The organism is Streptomyces sp. NPDC041970 (genome assembly GCF_055588985.1).
In genome coordinates, this window is sequence record NZ_JBVJCD010000007.1 from 130,463 (window position 1) to 141,526 (window position 11,064).

The following is an 11,064-nucleotide window of genomic DNA, read 5'->3' on the forward strand; positions in this document are numbered from 1 at the left end:
CCGTCCGCCGTGACCACCCCCACCGGCCGTCCGGACGCGCGCTACGAGCCGTTCCGCTTGAGCCGCGCCGAGGTCAGCCGCGTCGCCGGCACGGTCGCGGGGTCCTCGGGCCACGGATGCTTCGGGTAGCGGCCCCGCAGCTCCGCCCGCACCGCCCGGTAGCCGTCCCGCCAGAACGACGCCAGGTCGGCGGTGACGGCGGCGGGCCGCCCGGCGGGGGAGAGCAGGTGCACCAGGACCGGCGTACCGGCCACCCGCGGCGTCTCGCGCAGCCCGAACACCTCCTGGAGCTTCACCGCCAGCACCGGCTGGTCCCCGCCGTACTCGACCCGTACGCGCGAACCGCTGGGCACCTCGATCCGCTCCGGGGCCAGCTCGTCCAACCGCCCCGCCTCGCCCCCGGCCCACGGCAGCAGCCGCCGCAGCGCCTGGCCCGCGTCGATCCGGCCCAGGTCCGCCCGCCGCCGCGCCCGCGACAGCTCCGGCTCCAACCAGCCCTCCGGCGCGGCCAGCAGCGCCTCGTCCGCCACGTCCGGCCACGGCGGGCCCAGCACCCGGTGCAGGAACGCCAGCCGCAGCCGGAGCTGTTCGCCCTCGCGGCCCCACCGCAGCAGCCCGAGCCCGTCGCGCCGCAGACCGTCCAGCAGGGCCGCGCGCACCAGGTCCGGTTCCGGCTGCCTCAACGGCCGCACCGCCAACTCCACCGCCCCCAGCCGGTCCACCGACCGGGCCGCCACGTCGCCGTCCACCCAGCGGACCTCCTCGCCCCGCACCCGCAGGCGCCCGGCGGCCAGCAGCGCGGTGCCCTCGTCGACCACCGCCGCCAGCCGCACCCGGGCCGAGGCCGCGTGCGCCGGCCGGTCCGCGACCGCGACGGCCAGCCACGGCGCGCTGCGCAGCCGCGACCCCTCCCGCAGCTCCGCCCCCGTCCCCGACGCCATCAGGAACGCCCCGTCGCCCCGCGCCCGCGCCACCCGCTCCGGGAACGCCAGCGCGGCGACCAGGCCCACGGCGGCGTCGTCCGTGCCCGAGCCCTCCTTCCGGGGCGCGGCGACGTCCCCCAGCGCGGACGACAGCCGGCGCACCTCCTGCCGCCAGCGCCCCGCGTAGCCGTCCTGGCCCCGGCGGGCGGTCCGCAGCGCCGCCGCCAGGTCGTCCCCGTACTCCCTCGGCGGCTCCTCGCTCAGCAGCGCCACCGCCTCGGCGGCCCGCCGCGCCCCGACCTCCCCGGCGCCGTCCAGCAGCGCCCGCGCCAATCGGGGGTGCAGCCCGAGCCGCGCCATCCGCTCGCCCCGCCCGGTGACCCGGCCCGCCCCGTCCACCGCGCCGATCGCGGCCAGCACCTCGCGGGCCGCGCCCATCGCCCCGGCGGGCGGCGGGTCCAGCAGGGCGAGCGAGGAGGCGTCCGGATCGCCCCAGCACGCGGCCTGGAGCGCGAAGGCAGCCAGGTCGGCCACCTTGATCTCCGGGGCCGGGAAGCGCGCGAGCCGCCCGTCCTCCGCCTCCTCCCAGCACCGGTAGACGGTCCCCGGCGCCTCCCGGCCCGCCCGCCCGGCGCGCTGGCGCCCCGTCGCGCGCGAGGCCCGCACCGTCGTCAGCGCGCCCAGCCCGCGGGCGTGGTCGGTGCGCGGTTCACGGGCCAGCCCCGCGTCGACCACGGTCCGCACGCCCGGCACGGTCAGCGACGACTCCGCCACCGAGGTCGCCAGCACCACCCGGCGCCCGCCGGACGACCCGGCCAGCACCGCGTCCTGCACGGCGGCCGGGGCCCGGCCGTGCACCTGGAGCACCTCGGCGGCCACCCCGGCGAGCTGCCCGGCCACCCGCGCGATCTCCCCGACGCCGGGCAGGAAGCACAGCACGTCCCCCTCCCGCTCCGCGAGCGCCCGGCGCACGGTCGCCGCCACGTGCGCCAGCAGCGCCGGATCGACGCGCAACCCGTGCGGCGGCGCGACCGGCCGCGCGGGCGGCGCCCAGACCACCTCCACCGGGTGCGAGACGCCCCGCGCCTCCACCACCGGCGCGTCGCCGAGCAACCGCGCCCAGCCCTCCGCGTCCGTCGTGGCCGAGGCCGCCACCAGCCGCAGATCGGGCCGGATCGCCTCCCGTACGTCCAGGAGGAACGCGGCGGCCGTGTCGGCGTCCAGGTGGCGCTCGTGGCACTCGTCGATGATCACGGCGTCCACCCCGGCCAGCTCCTGGTCCCGCTGGAGCCGCTGGAGCAGCACCCCGGTGGTCACGACCTCCACCACCGTCTCCCGCCCCACCACGCGCTCGCCGCGCACGGTGAAGCCGATCCGGCCGCCCGGCCGCTCGCCCAGCAGCCAGGCCATCCGCCGCGCCGCCGCCCGCGCGGCGATCCGGCGCGGCTCGGCGACCACCACCCGCCGCACCGGCCCGCCGCCGGTCAGCCCGGCCAGGACCAGCGGGACGAGGGTCGTCTTGCCGGTGCCGGGCGGGGCGCACAGGACGGCGACGCCCCGCTCGTCGAGGGCGCGCTCCAGGGCGGGCACGGCGGTGCGGACGGGCAGCCGGTCCAGGTCTTCGGTGCGGATCACGCCCCCAGTGTCGTACGGGTCGGAGGCGGCCCCGCCGGGCGGGTGCGGGTCAGTCCCGCTCGCAGACGAAGATCGCCGTGCCGGGGATCAGGTGGCCGCGCAGCGGGGACCAGCCGCCCCACTCCTGGTCGTTCCAGGCGGGCCACTCCGGCTCGACCAGGTCGACCAGGCGGAAGCCGCCCGCCACCACGTCCCGCACCCGGTCCCCGAGGGTGCGGTGGTGCTCGACGTAGACGGCCTCGCCCCGCTCGTCCTGCTCGACGTAGGGGACGCGGTCGAAGTACGAGGCGGCCACCGACAGGCCCTCGGGCCCCGGCTCGTCCGGGAACGCCCACCGGATCGGGTGCGTCACGGAGAAGACCCAGCGCCCGCCCGGCCGCAGCACCCGGCGCACCTCGCGGAAGACCCGTACGGGGTCGGCGACGAAGGGGACCGCGCCGTAGGCGGAGCAGGCGAGGTCGAAGGACCCGTCGCGGAACGGGAGGCGCCCGGCGTCCGCCTCCACCAGCGGGACGCCGCCGCCGATGCGCAGCGCGTGCTGGAGCTGGCGGTGGGAGAGGTCGAGCGCCACCGGGCGGGCCCCCCGGCCGGCCAGCCAGCGCGAGCACTGGGCGGCCCCGGCGCCGATCTCCAGGACGTCGCGGCCGCTGAGCGAGGCGGCCGGCCCCAGCAGGGCGGCGTCCGCCTCGTCCAGCCCCTCCGGGCCCCAGACGAAGCGGTCGTCCCCGAGGAAGCCCCCGTGGTCCCGCTGGTACGCGTCGGCGTTCCGGTCCCACCAGCCGCGGCTGGCCCGGCTGCTCTCCGCCTCGTCCGCCCGGCGGCGGACGGCCTCGGCGTCGGCCTCGGTGTCGGGGGCGGGGTTCGGTGCGAGGGGGCCGGCCCCGTGGATCTCTTGGCTCATCGTGCCCGTCGTTGTAGTTTGCCTTCACCCGCCGCGTGCGGTATGTACCTGGGAGCGCACCCCGGTGGTACGGACGCGTGTCCGTGACACCTTGCCGTAGGGTGTTCGGGCCGACGCGGCCTGGTAGAACATGAGTTGCGCCGGGTCGGGGGCGAAGCGCCCCAGGGTGCGCGCCTTCGCGCATTGACCCTGCCCGGCTGCCCCCGTATGCTACAAGTTGCGCTGCGAGCCTGCGCGCCTCAGACCTAGCAGGCCGCGCTCGCGTCTGTTGCATGTCCCCTCGGTTGTCGAGGCGCCTGCCCGGAGACGGGTAGGGCGTTTTCCAGGCTGTCCGGCTTCTGCAGAGGCGATACGGGCTTTCGGCGTAGCAGTACCTACGACTCTCTGTCCGTACCGGAGCCCTTTCCCACATGACGAGCAGCACCGAGACCACCGCCACCACTCCGCAGGTTGCGGTCAACGACATCGGCGACGCGGACGCGTTCCTCGCGGCGATCGACGAGACGATCAAGTACTTCAACGACGGCGACATCGTTGACGGTGTCATCGTCAAGGTTGACCGGGACGAGGTTCTCCTCGACATCGGTTACAAGACCGAAGGCGTCATCCCGAGCCGCGAGCTCTCGATCAAGCACGACGTCGACCCGAACGAGGTCGTCAAGGTCGGTGACGAGATCGAGGCCCTGGTCCTCCAGAAGGAGGACAAGGAAGGCCGCCTGATCCTCTCGAAGAAGCGCGCTCAGTACGAGCGTGCCTGGGGCACCATCGAGAAGATCAAGGAAGAGGACGGCATCGTCACCGGTACCGTCATCGAGGTCGTCAAGGGTGGTCTCATCCTCGACATCGGCCTCCGCGGCTTCCTCCCGGCGTCGCTCGTCGAGATGCGTCGCGTCCGCGACCTCCAGCCCTACGTGGGCAAGGAGCTCGAGGCGAAGATCATCGAGCTGGACAAGAACCGCAATAACGTGGTCCTGTCCCGCCGTGCCTGGCTCGAGCAGACCCAGTCCGAGGTGCGCCAGACGTTCCTCACCACCCTGCAGAAGGGTCAGGTCCGCTCCGGCGTCGTCTCCTCGATCGTCAACTTCGGCGCCTTCGTGGACCTGGGCGGCGTCGACGGTCTCGTGCACGTCTCCGAGCTGTCCTGGAAGCACATCGACCACCCCTCCGAGGTCGTCGAGGTCGGTCAGGAAGTCACCGTCGAGGTCCTCGACGTCGACATGGACCGCGAGCGCGTCTCCCTGTCGCTCAAGGCGACGCAGGAAGACCCGTGGCAGCAGTTCGCCCGGACGCACCAGATCGGTCAGGTCGTCCCCGGCAAGGTCACCAAGCTCGTCCCGTTCGGCGCGTTCGTCCGCGTCGACGAGGGCATCGAGGGCCTGGTCCACATCTCCGAGCTGGCCGAGCGCCACGTGGAGATCCCGGAGCAGGTCGTCCAGGTCAACGACGAGATCTTCGTCAAGGTCATCGACATCGACCTGGAGCGCCGCCGCATCAGCCTCTCGCTGAAGCAGGCCAACGAGTCCTTCGGCGGCGACCCGGCCTCGGTCGAGTTCGACCCGACGCTCTACGGCATGGCCGCGTCCTACGACGACCAGGGCAACTACATCTACCCCGAGGGCTTCGACCCCGAGACCAACGACTGGCTCGAGGGCTTCGAGGCGCAGCGCGAGGTCTGGGAGACGCAGTACGCCGAGGCGCAGCAGCGCTTCGAGCAGCACCAGGCCCAGGTCATCAAGAGCCGCGAGGCCGACGAGGCCGCTGCGGCCGAGGGCGCCGCGGCTCCGGCCGGCGCTGCTCCGGCCGCCTCCGGCGGCAGCGGTGGCGGCGGCGGTTCGTACTCCTCGGAGTCGGCGGACAACTCCGGCGCCCTGGCGTCGGACGAGGCCCTGGCGGCGCTGCGCGAGAAGCTCGCGGGCGGCCAGAGCTGACGCTCTGACCCCAGCGGCTCATCGGTGCGGTAGCGGAGAGCATGAGTGAGGCCCGTCCCCTTCGGGGGGCGGGCCTCGCTCGCGTCCGCGGGCCGGTCAGGGGGTGACGGGGACGTTGGTCAGCCCCTTGCCGCCGGTGACGGTGTTGCTCGCGTGGACCGTGGTGCGGCAGGAGGAGCTGTTGTTGGTGACGTTGACGGCGAGCTGCTTGCCGCCGGTGGCGCCGGACAGGTTCGAGGCGTTGTCCCGGAAGACGGTCCCGCAGCCCCAGCCGCTCTGCTGGGTGTGGGTCTCGTAGCCGTTGTTGGTGGTGCGGGACCCCTTGTTGCCCTCGACCAGGACGTTGTTGCCCTTCACGTCCACCCAGGAGTCGTCGTAGTGGGCCCCGGTGAGGCCGCTGCCGTCGAAGGTGTTGTCGATGATCCGGGCGCCGGTGGTGCCTTCCTTGATGTCGATGTTCTCGCCGCCGACCCCCGGCCCGATGGTGTTGCCGATGATCTGGACGTCGTCGCTCCGGTCGGACAGGTCGCCGGCCGTGCCGACGTACACGCCCTCGCCCATGCCGCGCCCGTCCTGCCCGGTGTCCTGGATGCGGGAGTTCCGGAGCACGCCGTTGCGGCTGGAGGTGCGGAAGTGGACGCCCTCCATGTCCAGGTCCCGCACGGTCACCGAGTCGATGACGACGTTGTTCGCCGCGTCGGTCATGATCCCCTTCTGGCCGCCCCTGATCGTGACCCCGTGGACCGTCCAGTACGAGGCGCCGTTGAGGTGCAGCCCGTAGCCGCCGCCCGCGCTGAGCACGGCCCTGCTCGATCCCGTCAGGGTGATGCGGGCCCCGGACGTGCCGGGCCGGGTGGCCTTGAAGTTTCCGGTGTACGTCCCGTCGGCGAGGCGGATCGTGTCGCCGGGGGAGGCGGCGGCGAGCGCCGACTTCAACTGGGAGGCGGTGCTCACGTCGATGACGGCCGCCGCGTTGGCGGGTCCGGCCCCGGCGAGGGTCAGCCCACCGGCGGCGAGGGCGGCGGCGAGCAGGGCGGTGAGCGGCGTGCGGGTGCGCATGGGGGTGCCTTCCCGTCGAGGAGTCCAGGTCGTTCTCGTACATGAATGCGAGACGTGCTTCTGAACGTGCTGCCCAGTGACGGTAGGGACGGCCGGGGAGCCCGTCAAGGTCTGGACCACGATGCGCCGGGTAGTCGCGGGAGGGGGAGGCGGGGGAGCGCGACGACGGGGCGAGGAGCTGACGCGGCGTGAGCCCCCGCGCGGAATACGCGGTCGTGGGGAATGCGCGCGCCCTCGGGCGCGTTCTTCCCCAGGAACACGAGGAGGAGCGGTAACCGTGCCTGATCCGCAGAGTTTGTACGAATGGGAGCCCGAGGGCCTGGCCGTCGTCGACATGGCGTTGGCGCAGGAGTCGGCCGGCCTGGTCATGCTCTACCACTTCGACGGATACATCGACGCGGGCGAGACCGGGGAGCAGATCGTCGAGGGCCTGCTCGAAACGCTGCCGCACCAGGTCGTCGCCCGCTTCGACCACGACCGGCTCGTCGACTACCGCGCCCGGCGCCCCCTGCTCACCTTCCGGCGCGACCGCTGGGCGTCCTTCGACGCCCCGACGCTGGAGGTCCGGGTGGTGCAGGACGCCACCGGCGCGCCCTTCCTGCTGCTGTCGGGCCCGGAGCCGGACGTGGAGTGGGAGCGGTTCGCCGCCGCCGTCGAGGCGATCGTCGAGCGCCTCGGCGTCCGCCTCGCGGTCAACTTCCACGGCATCCCGATGGGCGTCCCGCACACCCGCCCCGTCGGCATCACCCCGCACGGCAACCGCACGGACCTGATGCCGGGCCACCGCAGCCCCTTCGACGAGGCCCAGGTGCCCGGTTCGGCCGAGGCGCTCGTCGAGTACCGGCTGATGGAGTCCGGCCACGACGTCCTCGGGGTCGCCGCCCACGTCCCGCACTACGTCGCCCGGTCCGCCTACCCGGACGCGGCGCTGACCGCGCTGGAGGCGATCACCGCCGCGACCGGTCTCGTGCTGCCCGCCCTCGCGCACTCCCTGCGCACCGAGGCGCACCGCACGCAGACCGAGATCGAGCGGCAGGTCGGCCAGGGCGACGAGGAGTTGGTCTCCCTCGTCGAGGGCCTTGAGCACCAGTACGACGCGGTCGCCGGCTCCGAGACGCGTGGCAACCTGGTCGCCGAGCCCGTCGACCTGCCGTCCGCCGACGAGATCGGCCGCGAGTTCGAGCGGTTCCTGGCCGAGCGGGAGGGCGACGCCTGAGCGCCCCGACCGGGCCCGTAGGCTGCGGCCCATGCTGAAAGTGGGCCTGACCGGCGGGATCGGCGCCGGCAAGAGCGAAGTGTCGCGCCTCCTCGTCGGACACGGGGCGGTGCTGATCGACTCCGACCGGATCGCCCGCGAGGTCGTCGAGCCCGGCACCCCCGGACTGGCCGCCGTCGTCGAGGAGTTCGGGCCGGGCGTCCTGACCCCCGAGGGGACTCTGGACCGCCCGGCGCTCGGCGCGCTGGTCTTCGGCGACGCCGACCGCCTGGCCGCGCTGAACGCGATCGTCCACCCCCTGGTCAGGGCCCGCGCCGCCGAACGCGAGCGGGCGGCGCCGCCGGACGCCGTCGTCGTCCACGACGTCCCGCTCCTCACCGAGAACGGGCTCGCCCCGCTCTACGACCTGGTCGTGGTGGTCGACGCCTCCCCGCGGACCCAGCTCGACCGGCTCGTAGGGCTGCGCGGGATGACCGAGTCCGACGCCCGCGCCAGGATGGCGGCCCAGGCGACCCGCGAGCAGCGGCGGGCCGTCGCCGACCTGGTCGTGGACAACGACGGGCCGCTGGAGGCGCTGGAGCCCCAGGTCCGCGCGGTCTGGGCCGAACTGCTCCGCAGGGCCGCCGCCGACTGACCCCGCCGCCGCGCCGGGCCGCCCGCCCGGACCGGCTCAGGGCCGCGCCGCCGAGGGTCCCGCGGGCCCGCCGCGCCTGCCCCCGCCCGGACCCGGCGGGGGCAGGCGGCCTACGCCGCGGTCGGGCTCGTACGGAGGCACGTCCCGGCCCGGCTGGAAGTGCGGCCCCTGGCGCATCCGGTACGCGATCACGCCCAGGTCCAGCGCCGCGACGGCCAGCACCACCGCGCAGGCCGCCGCCCAGCCCGGCCGCCCGGCGAAGGAGAACGCCACCGTGCCGGAGAGCGCCCAGAGCAGCCCCCACACGCTCAGCCAGAGCCGCATCCGCAGCGCGCTGCGGGCGGTCGCGGGTTCGTTGCCGGTTCGCATGGTGATCGCCTCACTCCCAGCATGGACCCGAGCGGCGGCGGGCGGAACGGGACGACGCGTCCTCACGGCGGGGGCGCCGCCGCTGACGCTGCGTGACGCGGCGGGAACCCCCGCCCGTACCGGCTCGTTCGCCCTTCATGGGTGAATCACTGGTACGCGAGGGATACGCGGGGACGGGCCCCGGAGCCATCACTCCGGACGGGTGCGCCGTCGAGCTCTACCGCCGGCTGTCCGTCAGGGAGGAGCCGGACGTGATCGCGTCGGTGGCTCCCGCCGGGGCGAGCGTGCTCGAACTGGGCTGCGGGGCGGGCCGGGTGACGCACCCCCTCGTGCGGCGCGGCTTCACCGTGACGGCGGTGGACGAGTCGGCGGAGATGCTGGAGCGGATCACCGGGGCGCGCACGGTGCGCAGCCCCATCGAAACGCTGGATCTGGGCGGGGAGCGGTTCGACGTGGTGCTGCTCGCCTCGTTCCTGGTGCACGCGGGCGAGCACCGGGTGCGGGACGGGATGCTGCGCGCGTGCCGCGCGCACGTGCGGGACGACGGGATCGTCCTGATCCAGCGCGAGGGCGCGGCGCACCGTGCCGGTCTGCCGAGGGAGTGGACCGACCCCTCCGGCTGCCTCGTCCGCATCGTCTCCGCGGACCCGGTGGGCGACGGGGTGCGCTCGGTGCGCGCCGAGTACCACTTCGACGACGCGCGGTGGACGCAGACCTTCCTGTCGCGGGAGCTGTCCGAGGAGGAGCTGGCCGGTCACCTGCGGGCGGCCGGACTGGCGGTGGACCGCGTCCTCACCGACGACGGCGCCTGGGTGCTGGCCCGCCCGACGTCCTCCTGACGGGCCGGCGCAGGGCGGACGGGCCGCCGTCCCCCGGGCCGCGCTCAGTGCACGAAGCGGTAGCTGCGCCACGGCTCGCCCCCCGGCGGCGCCGTGTCGCTCAGCTTGGTCCCCACGTACGCGGTGCCGCCGCCGGTGCAGTCGCGCGAGGGGTAGAGGACGATGTCGACGAGCGTCCCGTTCTCCACCTCGTGGCTGCCGCCCGGCTCCAACCGGTGGCAGCCGCGTACCGACGGGCTGTCCACCATGACCTCGGCCTCCCGCTCGGTCGTGTACGTCACCGGGCCGACGGCCGTGCGGCCGAGCCCGGAGCAGCCCGAGGCGGCGAGGGCCAGGAGCGAGGCTCCGGCGGCGACGGCGAAACGGCGTCGGCGGCGGTGCGGGGGCGCGATCACGGACATGGCGGGTCCTCGTCTGCTGGTCCGGCTCATGGGTACGTCGGGGAGACGTGCTGGCGCTGGCCACCCTGCCCGCCCGGCCCGGCGCCGGCACCCCGTGCGCCGCCGGCCGGGGGAGCCGCGGGGCCGTCGGAGGTTCCCATGCACCCAAATGGGGCATAACGGTCATAGGGCATCGGGGTGGACGGTGCCTGTCCGACGGACCCACGTGTTCGCTCCCACTCCGTCAGGGGGCTGAGATGGCTCAGGAGCTCGTGATCGCGGCGGTGGCGGTGCTCTGCCTCGCCGGGGTGTGCCTCGCGGCGGCGGCCCGCGTGATCCGGCAGTACGAGCGGGGCGTCGTCCTGCGGCTGGGCAGGCTCCGCGAGGGCGTGCGCCGGCCCGGCCTCACGCTGGTCATGCCGGTCGTGGACCGCCTGCGCAAGGTCAACCTGCAGATCGTCACCATGCCGGTGCCCGCCCAGGACGGCATCACGCGGGACAACGTCACCGTCAGGGTGGACGCCGTCATCTACTTCAAGGTGGTCGACCCGGCCGCCGCCGTCATCGCGGTGGAGGACTACCGGTTCGCCGTCTCGCAGATGGCGCAGACCTCGCTCCGGTCGATCATCGGCAAGAGCGACCTCGACGATCTGCTCTCCAACCGCGAGAAGCTGAACGAGGGGCTGGAGGTGATGATCGACAGCCCGGCGGTCGGTTGGGGCGTGCAGATCGACCGGGTGGAGATCAAGGACGTGTCGCTGCCGGAGACCATGAAACGCTCCATGGCCCGCCAGGCCGAGGCGGACCGGGAGCGGCGCGCCAGGGTGATCAACGCCGACGCCGAGCTGCAGGCGTCCAGGAAGCTGGCCCAGGCGGCGGGCGAGATGTCCGATCAGCCCTCGGCGCTCCAGTTGCGGCTCCTGCAGACCGTGGTGGCCGTCGCGGCGGAGAAGAACTCCACGCTGGTGCTGCCCTTCCCCGTCGAACTGCTCCGGTTCCTGGAGCGGGCGCAGCAGCCCGCGCCGCCGGAGGCGGCGACGGCCCCGGCCGCCCGCCCGTCCGCGCCGGACGGCGCCGCCGGACCGCGGCTCCCCGACGACCGGGAGCCCGCGGGTTCGAACGTCTCGCAGCCGTCCGCCCCCCGCTGAGCGCGGCGGCACCGTGGCCGGCCCCTGCGCCG

The 11,064-nt window shown here is 74.6% G+C and carries 10 protein-coding genes; 5 read left to right on the forward strand and 5 right to left on the reverse strand.

The window, feature by feature from the left end; all coding sequences use genetic code 11:
* Positions 1-41: 41 nt before the first annotated feature.
* Positions 42-2,558, reverse strand: a complete 2,517-nt coding sequence (gene hrpB, locus ACZ6EJ_RS06345) for an ATP-dependent helicase HrpB (RefSeq protein WP_469264977.1) — start codon at positions 2,556-2,558, stop codon at positions 42-44.
* Between the two features lie 49 nt (positions 2,559-2,607).
* Positions 2,608-3,459 carry a class I SAM-dependent methyltransferase gene (locus ACZ6EJ_RS06350; RefSeq protein WP_469264978.1) on the reverse strand — a complete coding sequence of 284 codons (852 nt, stop codon included), beginning with the start codon at positions 3,457-3,459 and terminating at the stop codon, positions 2,608-2,610.
* Positions 3,460-3,869: 410 nt separating this feature from the next.
* Between ACZ6EJ_RS06350 and rpsA the strand changes: the two genes are divergently transcribed.
* Positions 3,870-5,387, forward strand: coding sequence for a 30S ribosomal protein S1 (rpsA, locus tag ACZ6EJ_RS06355; RefSeq protein ID WP_003969826.1), 1,518 nt, complete (start codon positions 3,870-3,872; stop codon positions 5,385-5,387).
* Between the two features lie 96 nt (positions 5,388-5,483).
* Here rpsA and ACZ6EJ_RS06360 read toward each other — a convergent pair whose 3' ends face one another.
* A complete protein-coding gene (locus tag ACZ6EJ_RS06360; protein WP_469264979.1) occupies positions 5,484-6,446 on the reverse strand; it encodes a right-handed parallel beta-helix repeat-containing protein in 963 nt (320 codons plus the stop codon).
* A gap of 277 nt (positions 6,447-6,723) precedes the next feature.
* Here ACZ6EJ_RS06360 and ACZ6EJ_RS06365 point away from each other — a divergent pair, with 277 nt between their 5' ends.
* Positions 6,724-7,662: a PAC2 family protein gene (locus ACZ6EJ_RS06365; protein ID WP_469264980.1), complete on the forward strand. Its 939-nt coding sequence runs from the start codon at positions 6,724-6,726 to the stop codon at positions 7,660-7,662.
* A gap of 31 nt (positions 7,663-7,693) precedes the next feature.
* Positions 7,694-8,296 (forward strand): dephospho-CoA kinase, encoded by a 603-nt coding sequence (gene coaE / locus ACZ6EJ_RS06370; protein ID WP_469264981.1) that lies wholly within the window; start codon positions 7,694-7,696, stop codon positions 8,294-8,296.
* 36 nt (positions 8,297-8,332) lie between these two features.
* Here the strand turns inward: coaE and ACZ6EJ_RS06375 are convergent, their stop codons facing one another.
* Positions 8,333-8,665 (reverse strand): DUF6343 family protein, encoded by a 333-nt coding sequence (locus ACZ6EJ_RS06375; protein WP_469264982.1) that lies wholly within the window; start codon positions 8,663-8,665, stop codon positions 8,333-8,335.
* Positions 8,666-8,802: 137 nt separating this feature from the next.
* Between ACZ6EJ_RS06375 and ACZ6EJ_RS06380 the strand changes: the two genes are divergently transcribed.
* Positions 8,803-9,504 carry a class I SAM-dependent methyltransferase gene (locus ACZ6EJ_RS06380; RefSeq protein ID WP_469264983.1) on the forward strand — a complete coding sequence of 234 codons (702 nt, stop codon included), beginning with the start codon at positions 8,803-8,805 and terminating at the stop codon, positions 9,502-9,504.
* A gap of 44 nt (positions 9,505-9,548) precedes the next feature.
* Here the strand turns inward: ACZ6EJ_RS06380 and ACZ6EJ_RS06385 are convergent, their stop codons facing one another.
* Positions 9,549-9,905 (reverse strand): hypothetical protein, encoded by a 357-nt coding sequence (locus tag ACZ6EJ_RS06385; RefSeq protein WP_469264984.1) that lies wholly within the window; start codon positions 9,903-9,905, stop codon positions 9,549-9,551.
* Positions 9,906-10,141: 236 nt separating this feature from the next.
* Here ACZ6EJ_RS06385 and ACZ6EJ_RS06390 point away from each other — a divergent pair, with 236 nt between their 5' ends.
* Positions 10,142-11,032 carry a slipin family protein gene (locus ACZ6EJ_RS06390; protein WP_469264985.1) on the forward strand — a complete coding sequence of 297 codons (891 nt, stop codon included), beginning with the start codon at positions 10,142-10,144 and terminating at the stop codon, positions 11,030-11,032.
* Positions 11,033-11,064: the final 32 nt, after the last annotated feature.